Annotated in this window: 24 protein-coding genes; 8 read left to right on the forward strand and 16 right to left on the reverse strand. The window is 72.2% G+C overall.

What is annotated here, in order from left to right; genetic code table 11:
• Window positions 1-152: 152 nt before the first annotated feature.
• Window positions 153-419: a hypothetical protein gene (locus ABZ342_RS37220; RefSeq protein WP_155549681.1), complete on the reverse strand. Its 267-nt coding sequence runs from the start codon at window positions 417-419 to the stop codon at window positions 153-155.
• A gap of 229 nt (window positions 420-648) precedes the next feature.
• Here ABZ342_RS37220 and ABZ342_RS37225 point away from each other — a divergent pair, with 229 nt between their 5' ends.
• Entirely contained in the window at window positions 649-3000 is a 2352-nt protein-coding gene (locus ABZ342_RS37225) for an alpha-L-fucosidase (protein ID WP_360483367.1), read from the forward strand.
• A gap of 12 nt (window positions 3001-3012) precedes the next feature.
• Here ABZ342_RS37225 and ABZ342_RS37230 read toward each other — a convergent pair whose 3' ends face one another.
• The 3 genes from ABZ342_RS37230 to ABZ342_RS37240 are packed head-to-tail and all read right to left on the reverse strand — an operon-like array spanning window position 3013 to window position 7052.
• Window positions 3013-4197 (reverse strand): 4-hydroxybenzoate 3-monooxygenase, encoded by a 1185-nt coding sequence (locus ABZ342_RS37230; RefSeq protein WP_360483370.1) that lies wholly within the window; start codon window positions 4195-4197, stop codon window positions 3013-3015.
• A 26-nt stretch (window positions 4198-4223) separates the two neighbouring features.
• Window positions 4224-5714 carry a glycosyltransferase family 39 protein gene (locus tag ABZ342_RS37235; RefSeq protein WP_360483373.1) on the reverse strand — a complete coding sequence of 497 codons (1491 nt, stop codon included), beginning with the start codon at window positions 5712-5714 and terminating at the stop codon, window positions 4224-4226.
• 39 nt (window positions 5715-5753) lie between these two features.
• Window positions 5754-7052 carry a diaminopimelate decarboxylase gene (locus ABZ342_RS37240; protein ID WP_360483376.1) on the reverse strand — a complete coding sequence of 433 codons (1299 nt, stop codon included), beginning with the start codon at window positions 7050-7052 and terminating at the stop codon, window positions 5754-5756.
• A gap of 81 nt (window positions 7053-7133) precedes the next feature.
• On the opposite strand from ABZ342_RS37240, the gene ABZ342_RS37245 reads away from it, so the two are divergent.
• Window positions 7134-8018, forward strand: a complete 885-nt coding sequence (locus tag ABZ342_RS37245) for a LysR family transcriptional regulator (protein ID WP_360483379.1) — start codon at window positions 7134-7136, stop codon at window positions 8016-8018.
• Window positions 8019-8165: 147 nt separating this feature from the next.
• Window positions 8166-8360, forward strand: coding sequence for a DUF2630 family protein (locus ABZ342_RS37250; protein ID WP_360483382.1), 195 nt, complete (start codon window positions 8166-8168; stop codon window positions 8358-8360).
• Between the two features lie 65 nt (window positions 8361-8425).
• On the opposite strand, the gene ABZ342_RS37255 is transcribed toward ABZ342_RS37250, so the two are convergent.
• Genes ABZ342_RS37255 through ABZ342_RS37270 form a run of 4 tightly spaced genes read right to left on the reverse strand, consistent with a single transcriptional unit; the run spans window position 8426 to window position 13142 of the window.
• Window positions 8426-9508: a hypothetical protein gene (locus ABZ342_RS37255; RefSeq protein WP_360483385.1), complete on the reverse strand. Its 1083-nt coding sequence runs from the start codon at window positions 9506-9508 to the stop codon at window positions 8426-8428.
• A gap of 12 nt (window positions 9509-9520) precedes the next feature.
• Window positions 9521-11311, reverse strand: a complete 1791-nt coding sequence (locus ABZ342_RS37260) for a thiamine pyrophosphate-requiring protein (RefSeq protein ID WP_360483388.1) — start codon at window positions 11309-11311, stop codon at window positions 9521-9523.
• A gap of 29 nt (window positions 11312-11340) precedes the next feature.
• Window positions 11341-11841, reverse strand: coding sequence for a hypothetical protein (locus ABZ342_RS37265; RefSeq protein ID WP_360483391.1), 501 nt, complete (start codon window positions 11839-11841; stop codon window positions 11341-11343).
• An 11-nt stretch (window positions 11842-11852) separates the two neighbouring features.
• Window positions 11853-13142: an NAD(P)/FAD-dependent oxidoreductase gene (locus ABZ342_RS37270; RefSeq protein ID WP_360483394.1), complete on the reverse strand. Its 1290-nt coding sequence runs from the start codon at window positions 13140-13142 to the stop codon at window positions 11853-11855.
• A 169-nt stretch (window positions 13143-13311) separates the two neighbouring features.
• Between ABZ342_RS37270 and ABZ342_RS37275 the strand changes: the two genes are divergently transcribed.
• On the forward strand, window positions 13312-13683 hold the full coding sequence (locus tag ABZ342_RS37275) for an STAS domain-containing protein (RefSeq protein WP_155549691.1): 372 nt from the start codon (window positions 13312-13314) through the stop codon (window positions 13681-13683).
• A gap of 54 nt (window positions 13684-13737) precedes the next feature.
• Here ABZ342_RS37275 and ABZ342_RS37280 read toward each other — a convergent pair whose 3' ends face one another.
• From ABZ342_RS37280 to ABZ342_RS37290, 3 genes are read right to left on the reverse strand one after another with little or no spacing between them, the layout of a single operon-like run.
• A complete protein-coding gene (locus tag ABZ342_RS37280; RefSeq protein WP_155549692.1) occupies window positions 13738-14001 on the reverse strand; it encodes a DUF4235 domain-containing protein in 264 nt (87 codons plus the stop codon).
• On the reverse strand, window positions 13998-14306 hold the full coding sequence (locus ABZ342_RS37285; RefSeq protein WP_360483397.1) for a DUF3618 domain-containing protein: 309 nt from the start codon (window positions 14304-14306) through the stop codon (window positions 13998-14000). The genes ABZ342_RS37280 and ABZ342_RS37285 overlap by 4 nt, the downstream gene beginning before the upstream one ends.
• Window positions 14303-14716 (reverse strand): phage holin family protein, encoded by a 414-nt coding sequence (locus ABZ342_RS37290; RefSeq protein ID WP_155549694.1) that lies wholly within the window; start codon window positions 14714-14716, stop codon window positions 14303-14305. Before ABZ342_RS37290 ends, ABZ342_RS37285 begins: the two co-directional genes overlap by 4 nt.
• A gap of 216 nt (window positions 14717-14932) precedes the next feature.
• Here ABZ342_RS37290 and ABZ342_RS37295 point away from each other — a divergent pair, with 216 nt between their 5' ends.
• Both ABZ342_RS37295 and ABZ342_RS37300 read left to right on the forward strand, forming a co-directional pair.
• Window positions 14933-15766, forward strand: coding sequence for an aldo/keto reductase (locus tag ABZ342_RS37295; protein WP_360483400.1), 834 nt, complete (start codon window positions 14933-14935; stop codon window positions 15764-15766).
• A gap of 70 nt (window positions 15767-15836) precedes the next feature.
• Window positions 15837-16307: a hypothetical protein gene (locus tag ABZ342_RS37300; protein ID WP_155549696.1), complete on the forward strand. Its 471-nt coding sequence runs from the start codon at window positions 15837-15839 to the stop codon at window positions 16305-16307.
• Window positions 16308-16370: 63 nt separating this feature from the next.
• On the opposite strand, the gene ABZ342_RS37305 is transcribed toward ABZ342_RS37300, so the two are convergent.
• Both ABZ342_RS37305 and ABZ342_RS37310 read right to left on the reverse strand, forming a co-directional pair.
• A complete protein-coding gene (locus tag ABZ342_RS37305; protein ID WP_360483403.1) occupies window positions 16371-17168 on the reverse strand; it encodes an ANTAR domain-containing protein in 798 nt (265 codons plus the stop codon).
• Between the two features lie 50 nt (window positions 17169-17218).
• Window positions 17219-17746 (reverse strand): hemerythrin domain-containing protein, encoded by a 528-nt coding sequence (locus ABZ342_RS37310; protein WP_360483406.1) that lies wholly within the window; start codon window positions 17744-17746, stop codon window positions 17219-17221.
• Between the two features lie 125 nt (window positions 17747-17871).
• On the opposite strand from ABZ342_RS37310, the gene ABZ342_RS37315 reads away from it, so the two are divergent.
• Complete coding sequence (locus tag ABZ342_RS37315) at window positions 17872-19383, forward strand: CYTH and CHAD domain-containing protein (RefSeq protein WP_360483409.1); 1512 nt, start codon at window positions 17872-17874, stop codon at window positions 19381-19383.
• A gap of 75 nt (window positions 19384-19458) precedes the next feature.
• Here the strand turns inward: ABZ342_RS37315 and ABZ342_RS37320 are convergent, their stop codons facing one another.
• The 3 genes from ABZ342_RS37320 to ABZ342_RS37330 all read right to left on the reverse strand — a co-directional run bounded on the left by ABZ342_RS37320 (window position 19459) and on the right by ABZ342_RS37330 (window position 21088).
• Window positions 19459-20250, reverse strand: a complete 792-nt coding sequence (locus ABZ342_RS37320; protein WP_360483412.1) for a SigB/SigF/SigG family RNA polymerase sigma factor — start codon at window positions 20248-20250, stop codon at window positions 19459-19461.
• Window positions 20247-20696 carry an ATP-binding protein gene (locus ABZ342_RS37325; RefSeq protein ID WP_155549701.1) on the reverse strand — a complete coding sequence of 150 codons (450 nt, stop codon included), beginning with the start codon at window positions 20694-20696 and terminating at the stop codon, window positions 20247-20249. The genes ABZ342_RS37320 and ABZ342_RS37325 overlap by 4 nt, the downstream gene beginning before the upstream one ends.
• Window positions 20697-20758: 62 nt before the next feature.
• Window positions 20759-21088: a plasmid stabilization protein gene (locus ABZ342_RS37330; RefSeq protein ID WP_155549702.1), complete on the reverse strand. Its 330-nt coding sequence runs from the start codon at window positions 21086-21088 to the stop codon at window positions 20759-20761.
• Window positions 21089-21217: 129 nt separating this feature from the next.
• Here ABZ342_RS37330 and ABZ342_RS37335 point away from each other — a divergent pair, with 129 nt between their 5' ends.
• Window positions 21218-22180 carry a TIGR03557 family F420-dependent LLM class oxidoreductase gene (locus ABZ342_RS37335; protein ID WP_360483417.1) on the forward strand — a complete coding sequence of 321 codons (963 nt, stop codon included), beginning with the start codon at window positions 21218-21220 and terminating at the stop codon, window positions 22178-22180.
• Window positions 22181-22210 lie beyond the last annotated feature (30 nt).

Raw genomic sequence — 22210 nt, forward strand, 5'->3', positions numbered from 1 at the left:
CGCCGAGCGAGACGTCCTTGATGGTGCCGACTTCGTACAGCGTGACCGTGCCGGGACCGGCGATGGCGCGGCCCGGCTCGCCGGCGATGCGCGGCCCACGAAGGGACTTCGAGTCCCTCGATGGGCCATTCACGGCTTCCGAGATGGGCGGCTCAGGCCGCGGCCGGAAAACCTCCGCCGAGCGCGCGGTGCCCGGCGTCGGTGAGTTCGGCGGGGGCCCACTGCCCGACGGCGGTGACGCCGACCGCGCGGATCAGCCCGGCGCGGGCCAGGTCGTGGGCGGTGTTCTGGTCGCAGCACGACAGCCCGTCCACGCGGAGGTCGGGTTCACAGCTGCAGCGGAGCTCGGCACGCCCGTCGCCGACCGCCTTGAGCATGGCGATCGCGCGGCGGCTCAGCGCGTTCGGGTAGGGGGACATCGGTCTGGCCTTTCGGTGCGCGGCTGGGTTCTGGCGGCGAGCGCTGCAGCTCTCACCGATGACTACGCGCCGGACGTGAGCGAGGTTCACTTCGATCGCCTCTTGACAGCGGAAGGCGCAGCGAGCAGGGTCATTCATCGGATGAATCAGCTCCGCCACCGACAGAATGCCCTAACAGGGCGGAACTCTGTCGCCATTCCGCCGTAGTCATCCGATCCCTGGAGGTTCAGTGACGACCTTCCGTCGCCGTCAAGCCCTCGGCATCGCCCTGGGTGGTGCCGTCGCCCTCGGCGCGGCCGGCCTCACCCCGGCCGGTGCCGCCGTGCCCGTGGACGCCGCCCCCGACAGCCCCGGCACCCCGATCGTACCGCCCCCGCCACCCGTCCCGGTCGCGCTCGACGCCTGGTTCTCCAACGACGGCATCGACAGCGCTTCGGCCACCGGCGGTGATTTCGACGGCTCCGGCTACACCTTCCCGGCCGAACACCTTCCGGTCGGGCAGACGGCGACCGTCGGCGGCGTCCCGTTCACGCTCGGCTCCGCCGCGGCGGGCGCGAAGAACAACATCGCCGCCACCGGCCAGACGATCGACCTGCCGAAGGGCCGGTACTTCGTCGCCTACTTCCTCGTCGCCGCCAGCTACGGCACCACCGGCGGCACGGCGACCGTGCACTACGCCGACGGCAGCACGAGCACCGGCTCCCTGTCCGGTCCCGACTGGTACACCGGCACCGGAGCCCTCGTTTCGCCGTTCCGCTACGCGCCCGGCGGGGTCGTCGACACCAACCCGGTTTCCCTGGCCACCGGCCAGGTCTGGGTCGACCCGGCCCGCGACGCCGTCGCGCTGACCCTGCCCACCACGGCCACGCCGGCGCCGAACGTCTCCAGCCTGCACGTCTTCGCGCTCACCCTGCAGCCGGTCGCCGTCGGCCGCTCGGCGCTGATCCTCGACGGGCGCTCGACGGCCAACCTCCTGACCGACGGCGGTCCGCAGGCCGCCGAGGCGACCGTCGTGAACGCCGGAACGGTGTGGCTCGGGGCGCGCGACAAGATCACCGTCACGGTCGACGTCCCCGGCGGCCGCACGACCGTGCCGGCGACCATCCGCGCGCTGGCGCCGGGGGAGCAGGCGACGGTCCGGCTGGGGCTCGCGCCGAACGCCTCCGTGCCGCCCGGGACCACCACGAACGGCCAGGTCCGCGTCACGGCCGGGCGCGGCACGCTCGCCACCCAGCAGGTCCCGATCACCCTCGGCGTCCCGGACTTCCGGCCCACCGACGCGTCCCTGTCGACGCACCGGGCGCCCTACTGGTTCACCGACAGCAAGTTCGGCATCTTCATCCACTGGGGCGTGTACGCCGTGCCCGCGTGGGCGCCGGTCGGGCAGCAGTACGCGGAGTGGTACTGGCAGAACCAGCAGGACCCGAACGGCGCGACCTACGCCTACCACAGGGAAAAGTACGGCGAGGACTTCGGCTACGACGACTTCATCCCGCTGTTCACCGCGAAGAAGTTCGACCCGCGCACCTGGCTGAACCTGATCGCCGACGCGGGCGCCGAGTACTACGTCCTCACATCGAAGCACCACGACGGCTTCGCGCTGTGGGACACCAAGGTCAGCGACCGCAACTCCGTGAAGCTCGGCCCACGCCGGAACATCATCGCCGAGCTGTTCGCGGCGTCCCGGAAGTACACGCCCCAGCTGCGCAACGGCCTGTACTTCTCGCTGCCGGAGTGGTTCAACCCGGACAACCCGTGGATGGGCCACGCGCCGCGCAACCCGTACACCGGCGCGGCGCTGCCCTACACCGGGTACACCGCCGGGAAGGACTTCGTCCGCGACTACCAGGCGCCGCAGTTGCTCGAGCTGATCTCGGAGTTCGACCCGGACGTCCTGTGGTTCGACATCGGCGGCGTCAACGACAGCCGGACCGTGCTCACCGAGTACTTCAACCACGCGAAGAACCGCAAGCGCCCCAAGGACGTCACCTACAACGACCGCGGCGGCATCCCCGACCACGACTTCACGACGCCGGAGTACACGACGTACCCGAACACCGTGGTGGCCAAGTGGGAGGCGAGCCGCGGCCTCGACCCGTTCTCCTACGGCTACAACCGCGCGACCCCCGACGACCGGTACATGACGGCGGAGGAGGTCGTCCGGACGCTCGTCGACATCGTGTCGAAGAACGGCAACTTCCTGCTGGACATCGGCCCGGACTTCGACGGCACCATCCCGGACGTCATGCAGAAGCACCTGCGGGACGCGGGTGCTTGGCTGAAGGTCAACGGCGAGGCGATCTACGGCACGACGTACTGGTCGCGGATGGCCCAGCTCGGCGACCTGCGGTTCACGGTGAAGCAGAACGAGGCGTTCTACGTGCACTCGCTGGTGGCGCCGGGCAGCCGGCTGGTCGTCGACGCGCCGGTGCCGATCCGCTCGGGTGACCGCGTCACGCTCCTGGGCTACCGCGGGACCCTGCACTGGACGGTCGAAAACGGCTCGCTGGTGATCGACGTCCCGGCCGCGGCCCGGCAGGCGGGCCGCTTCGCCTGGACGTTCAAGATCGCCTGGAGCTAGAGCTGTGTCTTCTTAAAGATCCGCGTTCTTGCCGATGTACAGCTCCGCGAACGCCGCCGCGGCCGCGGGCGAACCCAGCAGGCGACGCATCCGGGCCTCCGCGATGCGCGCCGCGAACGGGTTGTCGCCCGTGGCCGCGGTGTGGTGGAAGATGTCGGACAGCCACAGGGAAAACTCCTGGTACTGCCACACCAGCGGCAGGCACGCGGCGGAGTACCCGGCCAGCCCGGTGGGGTCGCCGGCGTAGTGCGCCTGGTAGGCCTCGGCGAGCAGGAACGCGTCGTGCAGGGCGAGGTTCATGCCCTTCGCCGCGATCGGCGCGACCAGGTGCGCCGACTCGCCCGCCAGGTGCAGCCGGCCGTGCGCCATCGGCTCCACGACGTAGTTGTGCATGCCGAGGATCCGCTTCTCGATCAGCTTTCCTTCGGTGATCGGGCCGTCGGGCACGGCCAGGCGGGCCCGCAGCTCCGTCCAGACGCGCTCGTCGGGCCAGTCCGCTTCGGTTTCGCCCGCCGCGGTCTGGAGGTAGAACCGCGTCACCGCGGGCGTGCGGGCCATGTGCGCGCCGAAGCCGCGCGGGTGGATGCCGAACAGCACGCCGTCGGCCGACGGCGGTGCCTCCGCGAGCAGCGCCAGCCAGCCGATTCCGTAGTCGTGGTGGGACTTCACGGTGGATTCCGGGGGCAGGTAGCCCTGCGATACCCCGCGCGCGCCGTCGCAGCCGGCGACGAAGTCGCAGTCGAGCCGGTGCTCGCCGTCCGCGATCCGGAACGTCACGGCGGGGGAGTCCGACGTCAGGTCGTGCAGCCGGACGTCGGAGACTTCGAAGACGGCGTCGCCGCCCGCGTCGGTGTACTGCGCGAGCAGGTCGGTGACCAGGAGTTGTTGCGGGTAGACGAAATGCCGTTGCCCGGTGACGTCGCCGTAGCGGAAGGTGTGCCGCCGCCCGGCGAACCGGAACTCGAACTTCTCGTGCCGCGGTGCCTTCGCGACGAGCTGCTCGCCGAGCCCGCGCTGTTCGAGCCCGCGGACGGCCCACTCCTCGATGAACCCGGCGCGCGGCCGCTGTTCGATGAACGCCCGGCTCTCCCGTTCGAGGAGCACGCAGTCGATTCCCGCCCGCCGCAAGAGGTTCGCCACCGTGAGTCCGGCCGGGCCCGCCCCCACCACGGCCACCGCCGTGCGCCTCGCCACCATGCGCCCGAGGGTAGCGCGAACCGGGCTCAGTAGAACTGCCGCAGCTTCGGCCAGGCCGTCGACCACGGCTCGGTCAGCGTGCACAGCGAGAGAAGGGTGCCGTTCTCGTCGTTGTCGACGCCTTCGACCGTGCGGTTCTTGGCCACCGCGCGGCAGCCGGTGATCAGGCGGGCCGCGGGCGAGTCGCGCTCGTGGCCTCCGACGAGCAGCACCGGGCCGACCAGCCGGTCCGGCGGCGGACCCCAGTCGGCGTAGGACATGTGCGGCGAGTAGGGCTGGGGCAGCCCGCGCGCGGGTCCGTAGTGCTCGAGCGCGCCGGCCTCGCCGTAGTTCGAGGTGACGATCACGGCCGTGTCCCGCTCGGTGGCCGGGATGCTCGCCCACGCGCGGGCGACGGTATCGGTGAACTCCGGCCAGCCGACCTGCTCGCCGGGCTCCTTGTTGACCGCCAGCACCGGACCCAGCGCGCCGGCCGGCAGCACCGGGAGTCCGATGAGGACGGACACCGCGACGCACACCGCCGCGGCCACGCCGGTCAGGGTCCGCGCCACCGTGCCGACCCGGGCCAGCCACGCCAGTGCGGGCTCGGCACCGAGGGCCACCAGCGGCAGCAGCAGCGGCACCGAGTAGTACGGCTTCCCGCCCAGCGCCAGCAGCACGACGCAGACCACGGGGTAGGCGATCGTGAGGGCGCGGGCCCAGCGCACGCGTTCGTCGGACAACGGCCGCCGGAGCCCGGCGATCCACACCGGCACCAGCACCGGCGACAGGTAGACCAGCTGCATCGGCACGAACAGCACGCGGTTCTCCACGCCGTCGTCCTCGCTGATCCCGCCCGCGACCGTGAGCATCGGCCAGCCGTGCGAGGCCTGCCAGAGCACCGTCGGCGCGGCCAGCACGACGGCGACACCGATGCCGGCGGCGAGCCACCAGGTCCGGAACACCCGGCGCGGCCCGGCGACGGCCACCCCCACGCCGAGCCCGGCCAGCAGGAGCAGCACCAGCCACTTGTTCGCGAGGCCGACCCCGGCCGCGGCACCGACGGCGAGCCACCACCGGCCGTCCTGGGTGCGCAGCAACCGGAGCCCGAAGAAGGTGACGAGCGACCACAGGAACGTGTCCGCGGTGTTCGTCGCGAGCATGTGCGTCACGGCCAGCACGTACGTCGAGAGCGCGGTCGCGACCGCCGTGAACAGCTGCGCGCGGCGACCGCCGCCGAACTCGCGCGCCATCAGCGCGACGACCACCACCGTCGCCATGCCCAGCAGGGTCGCGACGACCCGCAGTCCGATCGGGGTTTCGCCGAACAGCGCCGTCGACGCGCGCGCGAGCCACGGCGTGATCGGCGGGTTGTCGACGTAACCCCAGTCCGGCCGTTTCCCGGCGGCGACGAAGTACAGCTCGTCGCGGTGGAAGCCGTAGCGTCCGGACAGGACGGTCAGCACCACCGCCTGGACGATGACGACGACGCCCACCGGCAGTGCGGCGAACCGCGGCAGTTCCCGACCAGCCCCCATGGCAATCCCCCTCGGCGTGCCCGGATGCTACGCCGGTGATCACGCCCGCGGGAGCGCTCCGACGTATTCGCCGCCGGCGTCGGCGACCAGCTCGGCGATCGACTGCGCGCGCCGGATCGGCGTGAACTCCACGTGTCCGCGCGCGGACACGGTGAAGCCGTGGACGGCCGGGCGCGGCAGCGTGTTGTAGGCGTAGTGCGCGCCGAAGTAGTAGGCGCCGGTGTCGTGCGCGACGACGAGGTCGCCCGGTTCCAGCAGCGGCAGCGGTCGCTCCTTCGCCAGGAGGTCGCCCGCGAAGCACAGCGGCCCGGCGATGTCCTGGGCGACGTCCGGCCCGGTCTTCGGCCGGCCCGCGGCGTCGAGCGCGGTCAGCCGCAGCGGCCAGTGCTCCGGCTGGAGCACCGTGCGGGCCGCGACCTGCGCACCCGCGTGCGTCACGGCGATGGGCCGGCCGCCCGCGACCTTCGTGTACTCGACGGTGCTGACGAGGAAGCCGTTCTTCGCCAGCAGCGACCGGCCGAACTCGGTGACGAAGGTGTAGCGCCCGTCGGCCAGGGCGGGGACCGTGGCCAGCAGCGTCGCGACGTAGTCGGCGTAGGTCGGGCCGGCGTCCTCGGAGGCGAAGTTCACCGGCAGCCCGCCGCCGAGGTCGAGGCTGGTGACCTGCCGGCGCCCGGCTCGGGCGTTGATCTCCTCGGCCAGCCCGTGCACGGCGGCGACGCCGTCGGCCATCAGCTGCGGCGGGCAGCCCTGCGAGCCGACGTGGACGTGCAGCCGGGTCAGCCACGGCCGCCGCGCGAAGGCCTCGACGACGCGGGTCCGGTTGTCCCGCAAGGGGATGCCGAACTTCGACGTCGTCGTCGCGGTGCTGGTGTCGCCGATCCGGCCCGCGCCGACCTGGGGGTTGATCCGCAGGCCGAGCACCGAGTGCGGGCGGTCCCCGACGAGGTCGTCGAGCCGGCCCAGCTCCTGGAAGTTGTCGGCGTTGACCGCCGTGCCTTCGGCGAGGGCGTGCGCGAGCTCGGCGACGGTCTTGGCGGGGGAGTCGAGGACGAGCCGCGGACCGCGGATGCCGGCGGCTTCGGCGACGGCCGTCTCGCCCGGGCTCGCGACCTCGGCGTCGACCCCGAGGTCGGCGAGGTAGCGCAGGACCGGCGCGAGACCGCACGCCTTGGCGGCGACGGTGTGCTGGACGCGCCCGAGCGGCGCGAACGCCTTGGCCAAGTCTTCGACGGCTTCGCGGATCCCGGCGAGGTCGACGAAGCCGGCCATCGGGTCGAGGAGGTGCTGGTCCGCCGCGGCGGCGAGGGCGTGGAGCTTGCGGTCGGTGCGGTTCACCTCCCCAGTCTCGGGCCGGGTTCGGCGGGCGGTCCAAGACTTCGTCCTTCTCGATCTATAGGCCGGTCCTATAGTGGCTGGGTGGACCTGCGCCGATGGCACTACTTCGCCGTGCTCGCCGAGGAGATGCACTTCACGCGGGCGGCGGCGCGGCTGTTCGTTTCGCAGCCTTCGCTGAGCCAGCAGATCCGGGCGTTCGAGGCGGAGCTGGGGGTGGCGCTGCTCGACCGTTTGGGCCCGCGGTTCGCGCTGACGGAGGCGGGCCGCGTGGCGGCGGAGGAGGCGCGGGAGCTGCTTTCCCGGCTGGACCGGGCCCGCGGCGTGATCGCGGCGGCGGGCCGCGGCGACGCCGGACGGCTGCGGATCGCGTACACGCGTTCGGCACCGGGCCCGCTGGCCGGCGACCTGGTGGCGGCGTACCGCGCTGCTCACCCGGACGTCTCGCTGGCGCTGGAGACGGGGTGGACGAGCTTGAACCTGGCCCGCCTGTCGGCGGGCGAGATCGACGTGGGGTTCGTCCGGCCGCCGGTGGTGGCGCCGGGCATCGAGGTGGCGGTGGTGGGGTCGGAGGAGGTGCTGATCGCGGTGCCGTCGGACCACGCGCTGACCCGGCGGCGCGGCCGGCTGCGGCGGGAGTGGATCGCCGAGGAGCCGGTGGTGTTCTGGCCGCGCGAGAACGGCCCTGGCCAGTACGACGCGATCAGCGCGCAGGTCTGGCCGGGCGGGGTGCCGCGGATCGTCCGGGAGGAGCCGGAGGACGAGCAGCTGATGCGCGCGGTCGCGGAGGGAGCGGGGATCGCGGCGGTGCCGGAGCACCGGGCGCGCGGGTTGAAGCGGCGCGGAGTGGTCCTGCGTCGGGTGGCGGAGCCGGTGCCGGTGATCGACCTGGGGGTGGCTTGGCGGGCCGGGACGGCGGCGCCGGTGGTGCGGGCGTTCGTGGAAATGGCGCGCGGCGCGGAAGGGTAGGCGCGGCTGGGACTGCCCACCGCCGGTCCGGACGACGACTCATCCGCGCGCCGACCGCGAAGCCGCGCGGGCCCTCTCGGCGACCCGGATCACCCGGGCAGGGGTACCCGCGCGGCGTATGATCGCGGGCGGACAGGAGGGTTTCGCATGCCAGGCCACGAAGTCACCGACCGCATCGCCGACCTGATCGACGAGGAGCACCGCCTGCGCACGGGCGCCCTCCACCACGGTGGGCTCACGCCCGCCGAGCGCCTCCGGCTCAAGGACCTCGAACGCCAGCTCGACGAGGCCGTCGACCGCCTCCACCGCCGCCAGGCCCTGTCCGCCTTCGACGACGACTGACGGCGACCGGACGACTGACCACGCCCATCGGCAACCACCAACGCTCGTCGGCCGGACAAGTCGGCTCAGCTGTGCCGTAGCGAGGCTCCGAAGCCCTCCCAGAGGTCCAGGCGCTCGTCCAGCACCACGACCTCCGCACCGGTGGCGACCGCCGCGAACGGGATCGCCTCGTCCGCCCGGCGCTGCTCCGGCTCGGCGACGCCGAGCGCCTGCAACCCGGCCTTGCCCACCGCCACCTGCGTGGGCTCCGGCCCGGCGAACACCGACGTGGCGCCGGGGGAGCCGACGAGCAGGGTGGCCACGTTGGCCTCGGCCAGCGCCGTCGTCACGGCTTCGAGGCCGCTGACCGCCAGTCCCGACTCGCGGCCCGACTCCGCCCGGAACTTCTCGGCCACGTCGTCCAGGCTCGCCAGCCGGCGGCCGGCCAGCAGCTCGTGGACCCGGCGGTCCAGCTCGTCGCGCGACGAGCCCGGCGCGCGGCTGCCGCCCTCGACCTCGGTGGTGATCCGGCGGACCGGCTCCGGCAGCCGTTCGTGCAACGCCGTGCGCGCCTGTACCTCGCCGGCCAGGACGACCAGCTCGGCTCGCGAGCGCTCGGCTGCCTTCGCGACGTGTCGCGCGATCTCCTCGAAGTTCTGCCGGGCCGTCTCGCCGGTCTGCTTGTCGCGGTGCGCCGGGCCGCTGCCGCCCTGGACCTCGAGCGGGTCCACGCCTTCGACCGTCTCGGTGCGCGGCGTGCCCCGGCCGTGCTCGGTGACTTCGGCGCCGACCTGGTCGGTCACGACGACGAGGTACGGCAGCGTCTCCGCCTCGTGCGTCGCGAGCGGGAGCAGGTACGGCAGCGCCGAGAACCGGACGATCTGCTCCGGCGGCGGCGCGGCCAGGCGCCGGTCGAGCAGCACCGAGCCGTGCGCGGCGACGATGCTGCGGCCGGCCTTGCCGACCGGCGGCTCGCTGCCGACGACGGCCTGCAGGACGGCGTGCACCGTCTCGGCGTCGGCCCGTTGGTCGCTCAACGCCGCTTCGATTTCCTTCAGCCGGATCGTGAGCCTCTTGGCGGCGTCTTCGGTGTCGTGCGACTCGTCGAAGTGCACGGATGCGAACGGCCCGCCGGCCGTGGTGAGGTCGCGCAACGCGGATGTGTCCACAAGGGACTCCCTTCAGCGTTTGGTGGGCAAGAGCTCCTGGAGCTTGGTCTTCATGCCCTGGGTGAACAGGTGCCAGGCGTTCGGGTCGCCCTTCAGCACCGCTTCGGTCATCGACTTCAGCTGCTCGGCCGTGGCGTGCGGCGGGATCGGCGGGACCTCGGGGTCGCACCGCACGTCGAGCACCGTCGGCACGCCGGCGCCGAACGCGGCCGACCACGCGTCGCCGAGCTGGTCCGGGTCGTCGACGGCGATGCCGCGCAGCCCGATGCCGCGCGCGAAGTCCGCATAGGACACTTCGGGCAGCGACTGCGACGCCTCGAACTTGGGTGCGCCGCCCATCGCCCGCAGCTCCCAGGTGACCTGGTTGAGGTCGCCGTTGTGGAACACGCAGATCACCAGCCGCTGGTCGGCCCAGAGCTCCCGGTAGCGGGCGATGGTCAGCAGCTCCGCCATGCCGTTCATCTGCATGGCGCCGTCCCCGGTCAGTGCGACGACGGGCCGCTCGGGATGGGCGAACTTGGCGCCGATCGCGTACGGCACCGCCGGGCCCATGGTGGCCAGCGTGCCGGACAGCGAGGAGCGCATCCGGCCGCGGATCCGCAGGTTGCGGGCGTACCAGTTGGTGGCCGAGCCGGAGTCGGCGGTGACGATCGCGTCGTCGGGGATCCGCTCGGACAGCTCGTGCACGATCCGCATCGGGTTGACCGGGTCGGCCTCCAGCATCGCCTGCCGCACCACGGTCTCGTGCCACTCGGCGACGTTGTGCGCCACCTTGCCCTGCCACGACGTGTCGCTCTTGCGCTCCAGCAGCGGCAGGAGCCGTTCGAGGGTGCTCTTGGCGTCGCCGAGCAGGTTCACCTCGGTGGGGTAGCGCAGGCCGAGGAACCGCGCGTCGACGTCGATCTGGACCGCCCGCGCCCGCCCGAACTCGGGCAGGAACTGGGAGTACGGGAAACCGGACCCGACGATGACGAGCGTGTCGCAGTCGCGCATCAGCTCGTAGCTGGGCCGGGTGCCGAGCAGCCCGATCGCCCCGGTCACGTAGGGCAGGTCGTCGGGCAGGACGTCCTTGCCCAGCAACGCCTTCGCGATCCCCGCGCCGGTCAGCTCGGCGAACTCGCGCAGCTCGGTGACGGCGTTGCGGCCGCCCTGGCCGACGAGCACCGCGACGCGCTCGCCCGCGTTGATCACTTCGGCGGCCCGCGCCAGCTCGTCCGCGGGCGGCACGACGCTCGCCCGCGGGTGGAACGGCGGGCTGGACGGCACCTGCTTGAACTCGTGCTGCGGCGCCGAGTACGTCTCCTCCTGCAGGTCGGCGGGGATGATCACCGCCGTCGGCGCGCGTTGCGCGATCGCGGTGCGCATCGCCCGGTCGAGCGCGTTGGGCAGCTGCTCGGGCACGTTGACCTCGACGAGGTACTCGCTCGCGACGTCCTTGAACAGCGCCTGCAGGTCGACTTCCTGCTGGTAGCTGCCGCCCATCGCGCTGCGTGCGGTCTGCCCGACGATCGCCACCACCGGGACGTGGTCCAGCTTCGCGTCGTAGAGGCCGTTGAGCAGGTGGATCGCGCCGGGACCGGACGTCGCCATGCAGACGCCCGGTTTGCCGCTGAACTTCGCGTACCCGACCGCGGCCAGTGCCGCCATCTCTTCGTGGCGCGCCTGGACGAACCGGGGTGCGTCATCCGCCTTGCCGAACGCGGTGACGAGTCCGTTGATCCCGTCCCCGGGATAGGCGAAGACCTGGTCGACGTCCCATTCTCGTAATCGGGCCAGTAGGTGGTCGGCAACGGTTTCGCTCATGCGCGGCGGTTACCGCCCGTGTCGCGCGGCTAAACGTCGCCCAGTGCCGCCCGGACGGCCGCCACGACGTCCGGGTGGCCGAGCGGCAGCGGGTCTTCGGCGTCCGCCGAGAGCACCTGCACGTCCGTGCCCGCTTCGCGCACCTTCGTCACGACGTCGTCGCGCCCGGCCGGCGAGTCCGAGTCCGAGTCCGGGTCGACCAGCAGCAGGAACGTGGCCGCGCCCGGGTGGCGCTCGATGAACTGCAGCGCGGTGGCCGCGGACGAACCGCCCGCCACGACGGCGATCTCCGGATCGCCCGGCCCGTGGTCGCCGAGCAGGTCGTCGGCCTCGCCGAGGGCACCGCCGGCCGGCACCCGGCACCAGAAGACGCCACGCCGCTCGGCCAGCGGCCGCCAGGTCGCGGGCAGCCCGTCGTGCTTCCCGGCGCCCGCCGGGTCGAGGACGATCACCTTCGGCCCGGACGGGTCGCCGGCGGTGACGACGGACGGGCCTGCGGCGCGGGCGGAATCCGATGCGGCGGCGGTCATGGGTTTTCCCTTCAGCGCCGGGGGAGTTCGGGGGAGTCGGTGTCGAGCGGCACCGCGCCGGAGCGGACCAGTCCCAGCTGGACGGTCTGGCGGCCGGTCAGCCGGTCCAGGATCCAGTCGACGGCCGTGCGCACGCGGTTCCCGGGCATCGCCATCAGGTGGTAGGCGCGGGTCACGACCTTCGCCGGCAGCCCGGAGAGCGGGATGTGCAGCGGGTTCGCCGCGGCGGCGCCGGCACCGAGGTCGACGACGAAACCGAGGTCGTGGTGCCGGTAGGTACCGGTCCGGCCGTAGCCGAGCGACGCCGCGACGTTGCGCCCGGCGAGCTTCCCCTGCCGCTCGGCGTGCTGCGCGGTCATCGCGGTGTACTGGCCGGGCCGGGTGAGGTCGGGCACGGCGGCCGCGTCACCGCAGGCGAAGACGTCCTCGTGGCCGGGGACGACGAGCTGTTCGTTCACGCAGAGGCGGCCCTTCGCCGTCTCGAGCCCGATGTCGGCCACCAGCGGGTCCGGCCGCACGCCGACGCACCACACGAGGGTCCGGGTCGGCACCGGCTCGCCGTTCGTCAGCGTGACGCCCTTGGCGTCGGCGTGGTCCACCGAGGTTTTCATCAGCACCTCGACGCCGCGGGCGCGCAGCACCTCGTCGGCGGTCTTCCCCAGCCGCTTGCCGAGTTCGGGGAGCACCCGCTCGGCGACGTCGAGCAGCAGCCAGCGAATCTTCTGCCCGGCCAGCTCGGGGTGGCGCGCGGCGAGGGCGTCGGTGAACGCCGGGCCCTGCGCGGCGACCTCGGTCCCGGTGTAGCCGGCACCGACGACGACGAAGGTGCAGCGCGCGTCGCGTTCGGCGGGGTCCTCGGCCGCGGCGGCGAGCTCGATCTGGCGCGTGATGTGGTCGCGCAGGTACAGCGCCTCGGGCACACCGCGGAACCCGTGCGCGTACTCCGGGACGCCCGGGATCGGCAGGAGCTTGTTGACGCTGCCCGCGGCGAGCACCAGCCGGTCGTACCCGATCCGGTGATCCTGGTCCTCCGGATCCGTGTAGGTGACTTGGCGAGCGTCGAAGTCGACGCCGGTGGCGGTACCGAGCACCAGGCGGACGCCGGGCAGGGTCTCCGGGAGCGAAACCGTCACGCGCCGCGGGTCGAGGATCCCGGCCGCCACCTCCGGCAGCAGCGGCAGGTAGAGGAAGTAGTCCGTGGGGTTGAGCACGACCACTTCGACGTCCGCACCGGCCGTCTTGCGCAGGCTCTTGGCCGCGTGGTAGCCGGCGAAACCACCGCCGACGATGACGACTCGCATGGAGCTCCTTCCGGGCCGGATTTCGGTCTTCCGGCGATTACCCGAGGTCAGCGCGGGGAAACCCGCGGGGTTGACCTGGGGGCCCAGGGGCGTACGGTCAGAGGCGTTGGCTGTTGTTCAGACTCACGTGCTCCGGTCAGCGCCCCTGCACACTGCGTTAGGGAGCGCCATGTACTGCTTTCGCACGATCGACGAACCGTCCGGCCTGACCTACACCACCACCGAGCGACCGGGCGGCGTCCGCGTGGTCACCATAGTCGGTGACGTCGACGCCGCCACTGTCGAAACCTTCGACGAAGCCCTCGCCACCGGCGAGCGGCTGGTCGTCGACCTGACCCGCGTCGCCTTCCTCGGCTGCGCCGGTGTCCGGTCCCTGCTCGCGGCGAACAACCGCGCGCGCCTTGCCGTCGTCCTCGGCGGCCACGCCGTCACCCGCTCGCTGGAGGCCACCGGCGCGGACGTGCTGCTGGAGATCCACCCCCGGGTCGGCGCCGCGCTCGCGGACCTGACCCCGGTCGCCGAGCCCGGCCGGGAGGCGTGACCGCCCGCCGGTCCCGCCTCCCGTCGTCCACTGTGGACAGTAAAGACACTGTGGTCAGTCGTCCGGCCAGTCGCCGGTGGCTTTCTCGTAGCCGATGGCGCCGGCCCGCTCGGTCGCGGCCTTGACCGCGGCGAAGATCGCGCCCTGCACCGCCGCCGCGATGATCACCTGCCGCCAGGTGTAGTCGCGGTCGGTGGCGTCGGGCGCGTCTTCCTCGCCCGCGACGCGCTTCCAGACCTGCTTGAACGCCTGGCCGGCGAGGATGCCGCCGAGCGCGCCCACCACCCAGCTCAGCGGCTTGTACAGCACCTTGTTCACGAGTCGTTCCTCCGTCGCAGGATCAGCCGGATCACGATCACCAGGCCCAGCACCCCGGCGAAGATCGGCAGCGGGTTGCTGCGCACGACGTCGGCGCCCTGGCGGAACTTGACCGCGGTGGGCTCGTTCGTCACGTCGGCGACCTTCGCGGTCGCCTGGTCGAGCTTCTCGTCGACGTTTTCCTTGACCCGGGTCTTCACGTCGAGCTTCTGCCCGAGCGCTTCCAGCGTTTCGGTCAGCTCTTCGCGGGTGGTGTCCCGGTCGAGCCGCGCCTCTTCGGCGTTCTTCGGGAAGTCCCCGCTCATGTGTGCACTCCCTGTTTCACGGTTTCCACGTCTTCGCGGACGCCGCTGATGGCTTCTTCGGGCACCGGTGGCACGCCCTGCGTGACTTCCTTCTTGCCGACCAGCGCGGCGATCCCGGCGACCAGGAACAACGCGACCGCGACGATCACCGCGGCCAGCCAGCCGGGTACGACGAGCGCGAGCGCCAGCACGGCGGCCGCGACCAGCGTGGCTGCGCCGAACAGCGCGAACAGGCCCGCCGCGCCGAACAGCCCGGCACCGAGGCCCATCTTCTTGCCCTTGCGCTGCAGTTCGAAGACCGCGAGCCGCATCTCGTCCCGGACGAGCCGCTTGACCTCGCCGGTCAGGTCCGTCACCAGCTCGCCGACCGAGCGGTCGGCCGCCGGCTGCTTGTTGACTTCTTCGATCACGGAACACCTCCTTGCCTGGCCGCCGTGTACCCACTGGGCCCGGGGTCAACCACGCCGGGTTTGACCGGTGCGGCACCGGGTAGGCGGTTTCCCGGTCGTCGGCCCCGGTCCGGGAGCACGCCGGCGCACACCCCAACGCCACACGAACGGGTGACGCGGCGAGGCGGGAACGCACCGCGGTGTTTCGCGTCCGGGGGCCTCGGGTAGGCGGCAAGCATGACTTCCCCCGACGTCCCGGCCGTGGAACTGAACAACGGCGTGCGGATCCCGCAGTTCGGGTTCGGCGTGTTCCAGATCCCGCCCGAGGAGACCGCCCAGGCCGTGCGGACCGCGCTGGAGGCCGGCTACCGCCACATCGACACGGCGCAGATGTACCGCAACGAACAGGGAGTCGGCGCCGGGATCGCGGAGTCGGGGATCCCGCGCGAAGACGTGTTCGTCACGACGAAGCTGGCGAACGACGCGCACGGCCACGACAACGCCATCACCGCGCTCGAGGGCAGCCTGCAGCGCCTGGGCTTCGACTACGTCGACCTCTACCTGATCCACTGGCCGTTGCCGCACAAGAACAACTACGTCGCGACGTGGCGGGGCTTCGAGGACATCCTGCGGGCGGGCAAGGCCCGCGCCATCGGCGTCTCGAACTTCCAGCCCGCGCACCTCGACCGGCTCGCCGAGGAGACCGGCACCGTGCCCGCGGTCAACCAGATCGAGCTGCACCCGGCGTTGCAGCAGACCGAACTGCGCGCCTACCACCGGGAGCACGGCATCGCCACCGAAGCCTGGAGTCCCTTGGCCCAGGCCGAAGTCCTCTCGGACCCGGTGCTCACCGACCTGGCCGAGAAGCACGGCCGGACCGCCGCGCAGGTGGTGCTGCGCTGGCACATCCAGCTCGGCAACATCGTCTTCCCCAAGTCGTCTTCGCCGGAGCGGATCAAGCAGAACATCGACGTCTTCGGCTTCGAGCTCGACGACGAGGACATGACGGCGATCGGCAAGCTCGACGCCGGCCGGCGCACCGGGCCGGACCCGGAGACCTTCACGGGGTGACCGCGGCGTTTCCCTCCGCAACCGCCCGGGTACCTCACCCGGAGAGGTCCCCCTGGAAGGAGCATCCGGCATGAGCACCAACGCGTACCTGTCGTTTCTCGTGATCGGGGTGGTGCTGGTCCTGGTCGACGGGCAGATCATCTACCGCAGCGGACGCCGTTACCTGGAGAACTCCTACGGCGACCCGGCGGCGGGAGCGTCGATGACCCGGCTGGTCACGGTGCTGTTCCACCTCGCGACGCTGGGCATCCTGGCCCTCATGTCGACCATCGACCTCGGCGACGGCATCCCCGGCGTCGTCAAGCGCGTCGGCGTTCTGCTGCTGATCCTGGCCATCGCCCACGCGATCACGCTCGCCGTCCTGTCCCGCATCCGCGGCGAGCAGGAGGTGGAGGCGGTCGTCCAGCGCGGCCCCCGGCCGCAGCAGCGGGTGGAACCCGAGCCGCAGCGCCCGACCGTGACGCCGGCGCCGGGTCAGCCGGGTACCTACCCGGACGTCAGCCCGTCGCTGGAGAACCGGTCCCCGTACTCGGCTTCGTAACCGGATTCCGGCCCGAGGGCGGCACTTTCCCGGGAAAGTGCCGCCCTTGTCCGTGCCCGGGGCTCAGTGGTCCGCCGGCAGCTCCACCTCGGTGTGGCGGGTGGCGAGCGTCCGGGCCAGGTCGGCCAGCTTGACGTTCAGGTCCTGGGACGCGCGGCGCAGCACGTCGAACGCTTCGTCGGCGGTGATGCCGCGGCGCTGCATCAGGATGCCCTTCGCCTGGCCGATCACGTCCCGGCTCTCGACCGCGCGGCGCAGGTGCTCCGCCTCCAGCTCGGCCGCCACGACGGCCTCCGTGTGCGCCAGCGCCAGGGACGCGTGGGTCGCCAGCAGGAGCGCGAGGTCGATCGCCGCGCCGTCGAACGCACCCGGCCGGCTCGAGTAGATGTTGAGCGCGCCCGAGCGCCGCGGCGGACGGGCGTCGGGGAGCAGGGCCGTCGCCAGCACCGAGTGGTACCCGTAGCCGGCCGTGGCCGGACCGAACGACGGCCAGCGCGGGTCGCGGCCGACGTCCTGCGACCAGGCGATGGCCGGCCCGTCCGGGCGCGCCGACTCGACGCACGGCCCCTCGTCGTGGTCGTACTGCACCTGGTCCAGCCGCACCGCGACCGGGTCGGTCTCCACCGGCGTGTGGTACCGGCCGTCGGGTTCCCGCAGGGTGACGCTGACCAGGTCGGCGTCCGGGACGAGCGCGCTCGCGGCGCCGACGACGAGCCGGAGCACGCCGCCGACGGTCGGGGTCACGTCGAGCAGCGTGCGCGTGAGATCGGCGAACTGCCGCGCCAGCGGCCCGGCCGGCCCGGCGCCGTCCTGCCCGAACCCGGCGCGTTCCCGCGCCCACTCGTCTTCGTCGATGCTCATGCTTCTCCGTCGTCTTCGGGATGTACCCCCATTCAACCCGACGTCGGTGCTCAACCGGGCGAGCCGGCCGCGTGGCGCAGCGCGGCGCGCGCCCGGTCGACGAAGCCCGGGCCCGGCCACAGCTGGTCGGCCTGGGGCATGCGGTCGGACAGGTCCGGGTGCGGCAGCGTCGCCGCGTCGTCCCGGGCCGCCATGACCTCCTTGCCCAGCTCGGCGCGCCGCTCCGGCGAACACGTGAGCCGGACCTGCCGCACCGCCTCCGGGCCCTCTTCGCGGACGTGCCGGCGCACGGCGCGGATCAGCCCGCCCAGGAGGCGCTCGAACCGGGTCTCCTGCGGTCCGACGCCCTCCAGCTCGCGCATCAGGCCGTCCGCCTCCGCGAGGTCGCCTTCGCCGTCGACAAAGGACTCTTCGGCGACGGCGTGGCGGACGACCTCCGCGATCAGGTGGTCGGCGAGGTCCTTGCGGTTCTCGGGGCTGCCCTGGCCGAGCTCGAGCTCGGTGCACAGCCGGTCCAGTCTCCGGTGGTCGCCGGCGAGGACGGTGGTCAGGTCGGTTGCGGGCTGGCTGCCGTTCATGCACGCTCCTGGTCCGGACTCGGGTTTTCCCGGACCGGATACCCGCTGACCGGCGGCCGAATCCCGTGTCGGCCCGGTGCCCGCCGGGTACCCGCCGGGGGAACCGGCCCCGAAGGAGGATGACCATGGCAGCGCCGTCGTCGGTGATCGAGCGCGAACGCAAGTACGAGATCGTGGCGGGCAGTGGCGTGCCCCGGCTCGTCGGCGTCGCGGGCGTCGAGACGCAGGACGACCCGGTCGAGCAGATCCTCGACGCGTCCTACTACGACACCGAAACCTTCCGGCTGGCGCGCGGCGGCATCACGCTGCGGCGCCGCGTCGGCGGGCACGACGCGGGCTGGCACCTCAAGCTGCCGGTCTCCGCCGACGAGCGGCAGGAGATCCAGCTGCCGCTGGGCGGTGACCCGAACAAGGTCCCCGGACGGCTGCGCCGGCTCGTGCGCGCCTACACGCTGGGGGAGAAGCTGGTGCCGATCGCGCACCTGCGCACCGACCGGTTCGCCCACCGGCTGGCCGACGGCGACGGCCGGACCGTCGCGACCCTCACCGACGACCACGTGACGGGCGAAGCCGGTGGCGAGAGCGCGCGGCTCGACGAGTGGCGCGAGCTGGAGCTGGAACTCGATCCCGCGACCGACCCGGGCCGGCTCGAGGACTTCGACCGGGCCCTCGGGGAAGCCGGCGCCTCGGCCTCGCCGTGGCCGTCGAAGCTGCGGCGCCTGATCGGCGACCGCGTCCCCGCGCCGCCCCGCGGCCGCAAGAAGCCGACGGCGGGCGACGTAGTGCTGACGTCGCTGCGCGAGCACTACGCCCGGCTGCGCCGCGCCGACGTCGGGGTGCGCCTGGACGTCGAGGACTCCGTCCACCAGATGCGCGTCGCGACCCGGAAGCTGCGCAGCTCGCTGAAGACGTTCGGGTCCGTCGTGGCCGAGGACGAGACGCTCACGGCCGAGCTGAAGTGGCTCGGGCAGCAGCTGGCGCCGGCCCGTGACGCGGAGGTCAGCGAGCAGCGGTTGCGCGAGCAGCTCGACGAGATCCCGTCCGAGCTGGTGTTCGGGCCCCTGCGGCAGTATCTCACCCGCTATTTCGCCCGCGAGGCGGAGGAGGGGCGGACCCGGGCGATGGCGGCGCTGACCGGCAAGCGGTACCGGACCTTGCTGCGCACGCTGGACACCCTGGTGGAGGACCCGCCGCGCACCCGCCGGGCGCGCAAGCCGGCGAAGTCCGCCTTGCGCAAGCCCGTGCGCAAGGCCGCCGCGAAGCTGCGCCGGGCCGAAGCGGCGACGCGCGGGCTGACGGGCCACGAGCTCGAGACCGCACTGCACGAGGTTCGCAAGAAGGCGAAGCGGGCCCGCTACGCCGCCGACACCGTCAAGCCGGTCTACGGCAAGAAGCTGCGGCAGTGGCGCAAGAACGTCAAGACCGTCCAGGGCACACTGGGCGAGCACCAGGACACCGCGGTCGGCCGGGACGTCCTGCACCACCTCACCATCGCCGGGCACGGCGAAGGGCAGAACACGTTCACGTTCGGGCTGCTCTACGAGCGGGACGCCGAGACGGCGGAGAAGCTGCGCCGGCGGTTCGCGGGGGAGTGGCGGCGGCTCCGGAAGGGCGAGCGGCCGGGCTGGCTGCGCTGACGCCGTCCGGGAGGCCGGGAACGGCCTGGTCAGGACGCCGGATGTCATGAACGGGCTCGTTCATGACATCCGGGTCTAGCCTTCGCCGGTGAGCTTCCCGCGGAGCTGCTCCAGGGTCTGCGACAGCAGCCGGGAGACGTGCATCTGGGAGATGCCGACGCGGTCGGCGATCTGCGTCTGGGTCAGCCCGCCGAAGAACCGCATCACGAGGATCGCGCGCTCGCGCGGCGGCAGCTCCTGGAGCAGCGGCTGGAGGGCCTCGTGGTTCTCGACCATGGTCATCTCGTGGTCGGGTTCCCCCATGGTGTCCGCCAGCGACAGCGCCTCGGCGTCGTCGTGCACCGGCTTGTCGACGGACAGGGCCTGGTAGGCGTTGCCGGCCAGCAGCCCTTCGCGGACCTCGTCGACGTCCAGGCCGAGGTGCTCGGCCAGCTCGGTCGGGGTGGGCGCGCGACCCAGGCGCTGGGACAGCGCGGCCGAACCCTGGCTCAGGGACAGGTGCAGCTCCTTGAGGCGGCGCGGGACCCGCACCGACCAGCCGGTGTCCCGGAAGTGCCGCCGCACCTCGCCCATGATCGTCGGCACCGCGAAGGACAGGAAGTCGTGACCGCGGGCGGGGTCGAACCGGTCGACCGCGTTGATCAGGCCGATCCGGGCCACCTGCACCAGGTCCTCGCGGGGCTCGCCGCGGCCCGAGAACCGGGTGGCGATGTGCTCGGCGAGCGGCAGCAACTCGGTCACCAGCCTGCTGCGGACGACCTCGCGCCGCGGGTCGTCGGGGCCGAGGGTGCCCAGCTCCTCGAACAGCGGTTCGCAGTGGGCGTATTCATCCGGGCGGTGCAGGACGGTTTTGCGTTCGGTGCTCACGCGCTCGTTCCCGCGTTGAGCACCAGCTCGATCGTGACGATGCCCGCACCCCCGCCGGGGAGGACGTCGCAGTGCGCAGTCACCGAACCACTCAGCGTGGTCAGCACGTGCCAGCCGAAAGTGCGGTCGCTCGGCGGCCGCGGGTCGCTGGAGCGCGTCGAGATCGTCACGTGCAGGCCGTCGGGACCCTGCCGGAAGCGGCAATGCAGCTGGCTGCCCAGCTCGGCCAGCTGCACGAGCTGGGCGCAGGCCTCGTCGACGGCCATCTTGGCGTCGGCGATGGCGTCCAGCCCGAAATCGGCGCGCGAGACCACGCCGTGGGTGAGCATGCGGACGAGGGGGATCTGCTCGGCCATCGCGGGCAGCCGCAGCTCCACCAGTTCCTCGAGCAGCTCTTCCAGCGTCGGCTTGCCGCCGTGCGAGCTACCGCTTCGTGTTTCTTCCATGCCGAAGGTACTACCCATCTGGGCGAATGACGACACTTCGTGGCCAGGGATTTCCGGTTTCGTCACCGGCCCAGCGCCCGTTCGAGTTCCTTCTTGGTCATTTTCGAGCGCCCATCGATGTTCTTCTTCTTCGCCTCGTTGTAGAGCTGGTCCTTGGTCGGGCCCCCGGGACCCTTCCGGTTGCCGGACCGTTCGCCGCCGCGCTGCTGGGGCGACTTGTCCTCGATCGACGTCCGGCTGGCCTCGCGGGACTCGCCCGCCTGCGCACGGTTCTTGTTCACCGTGCGGGCCGCGATCTCCTTGGCCCGTTCCGGACCGGCCCCACGGTCCTCGGCCGAGTCCTTGACGTGCTCGTACTGGCGCTCGCGCTTCTTGCTCCACGACTGAGGCATGACCGCTCCCTTCGACTGCGTGGACGGGGTACCCGGTTGATCATCGGGTAAACGCCACTTCCGGGCGGTGAGCGGCCGGTTACCCGACCGGGGAGCGGGTACGCGGGGTGGGAGCGAAAGGAGGCGCCGATGCGGATCGGGTACACGCTGATGACCGAGCAGACCGGGCCGAACGAACTGGTCCGGTTCGCCGCCGGTGCGGAACAGGCCGGCTTCGACTTCGAGGTCATGAGCGACCACTACTCGCCCTGGCTGGCCGAGCAGGGGCACTCGCCCTACGCATGGAGCGTGCTGGGCGCCGTCACGCAGGTCACCGACCGCGCCGAGCTGATGACGTTCGTGACCTGCCCGACCATGCGCTACCACCCGGCGGTGGTCGCGCAGAAGGCGGCGACCGTGCAGGCGCTCTCGGGTGGCCGGTTCACCCTCGGGCTCGGCGCGGGGGAGAACCTCAACGAGCACGTCGTCGGCCGCGGCTGGCCGCCGGCGAACGTCCGGCACGACATGCTCGCCGAAGCCCTGCAGATCATCGGCGGCCTGTTCGACGGCGGGTACTTCGACTACGAGGGCAAGCACTTCCGCGTCGACTCGGCGAAGCTGTGGGACCTGCCGGAGCAGCGGACGCCGATCGGCGTCGCGGTGTCCGGCTCGCAGTCGATCCGGCGGTTCGCCCCGGTGGCCGACGCCATGGTCGCCGTCGAGCCGAAGGCCGAGCTGGTGAGCGAATGGGACGCGACGAAGCCGGGTCCCCCGACCCGCAAGATCGCCCAGCTGCCGGTGTCGTGGGGCACCGACCGCGAGGCCGCCGTGAAGCGCGCGCACGAGCAGTTCCGCTGGTTCGCCGGCGGCTGGAAGGTCAACGCCGAGCTGCCCGGCCCGGCCGGGTTCGCCGGGGCCACGCAGTTCGTCCGCGAGGACGACGTCGCCGGCTCGATCGCCTGCGGCCCGGACGTCGAGCCGATCGTCGCGGGCGTCCGCGAGTTCGAGAAGGCGGGCTTCACCGACGTCGCCCTGATCCAGATCGGCGGCGACCAGCAGGAAGGCTTCCTGGACTTCGCCGAAAAGGAGCTGCTCCCGGCGTTGCGGGAGTAGCTCCACCCGTTCGGGGTAACGCGGATCTAT

This window comes from Amycolatopsis sp. NPDC005961, from assembly GCF_040629235.1.
GTDB lineage: Bacteria > Actinomycetota > Actinomycetes > Mycobacteriales > Pseudonocardiaceae > Amycolatopsis > Amycolatopsis camponoti.

Coding starts and splice junctions, on each gene's coding strand:
- ABZ342_RS37220 (WP_155549681.1), bottom strand. CDS start 419: ATGTCCCCCTACCCGAACGCGCTGAGCCGCCGCGCGATCGCCATGCTC.
- ABZ342_RS37230 (WP_360483370.1), bottom strand. CDS start 4,197: ATGGTGGCGAGGCGCACGGCGGTGGCCGTGGTGGGGGCGGGCCCGGCC.
- ABZ342_RS37235 (WP_360483373.1), bottom strand. CDS start 5,714: ATGGGGGCTGGTCGGGAACTGCCGCGGTTCGCCGCACTGCCGGTGGGC.
- ABZ342_RS37250 (WP_360483382.1), top strand. CDS start 8,166: ATGCCAGGCCACGAAGTCACCGACCGCATCGCCGACCTGATCGACGAG.
- ABZ342_RS37260 (WP_360483388.1), bottom strand. CDS start 11,311: ATGAGCGAAACCGTTGCCGACCACCTACTGGCCCGATTACGAGAATGG.
- ABZ342_RS37265 (WP_360483391.1), bottom strand. CDS start 11,841: ATGACCGCCGCCGCATCGGATTCCGCCCGCGCCGCAGGCCCGTCCGTC.
- ABZ342_RS37270 (WP_360483394.1), bottom strand. CDS start 13,142: ATGCGAGTCGTCATCGTCGGCGGTGGTTTCGCCGGCTACCACGCGGCC.
- ABZ342_RS37275 (WP_155549691.1), top strand. CDS start 13,312: ATGTACTGCTTTCGCACGATCGACGAACCGTCCGGCCTGACCTACACC.
- ABZ342_RS37285 (WP_360483397.1), bottom strand. CDS start 14,306: ATGAGCGGGGACTTCCCGAAGAACGCCGAAGAGGCGCGGCTCGACCGG.
- ABZ342_RS37295 (WP_360483400.1), top strand. CDS start 14,933: ATGACTTCCCCCGACGTCCCGGCCGTGGAACTGAACAACGGCGTGCGG.
- ABZ342_RS37300 (WP_155549696.1), top strand. CDS start 15,837: ATGAGCACCAACGCGTACCTGTCGTTTCTCGTGATCGGGGTGGTGCTG.
- ABZ342_RS37305 (WP_360483403.1), bottom strand. CDS start 17,168: ATGAGCATCGACGAAGACGAGTGGGCGCGGGAACGCGCCGGGTTCGGG.
- ABZ342_RS37310 (WP_360483406.1), bottom strand. CDS start 17,746: ATGAACGGCAGCCAGCCCGCAACCGACCTGACCACCGTCCTCGCCGGC.
- ABZ342_RS37315 (WP_360483409.1), top strand. CDS start 17,872: ATGGCAGCGCCGTCGTCGGTGATCGAGCGCGAACGCAAGTACGAGATC.
- ABZ342_RS37325 (WP_155549701.1), bottom strand. CDS start 20,696: ATGGAAGAAACACGAAGCGGTAGCTCGCACGGCGGCAAGCCGACGCTG.
- ABZ342_RS37330 (WP_155549702.1), bottom strand. CDS start 21,088: ATGCCTCAGTCGTGGAGCAAGAAGCGCGAGCGCCAGTACGAGCACGTC.
- ABZ342_RS37335 (WP_360483417.1), top strand. CDS start 21,218: ATGCGGATCGGGTACACGCTGATGACCGAGCAGACCGGGCCGAACGAA.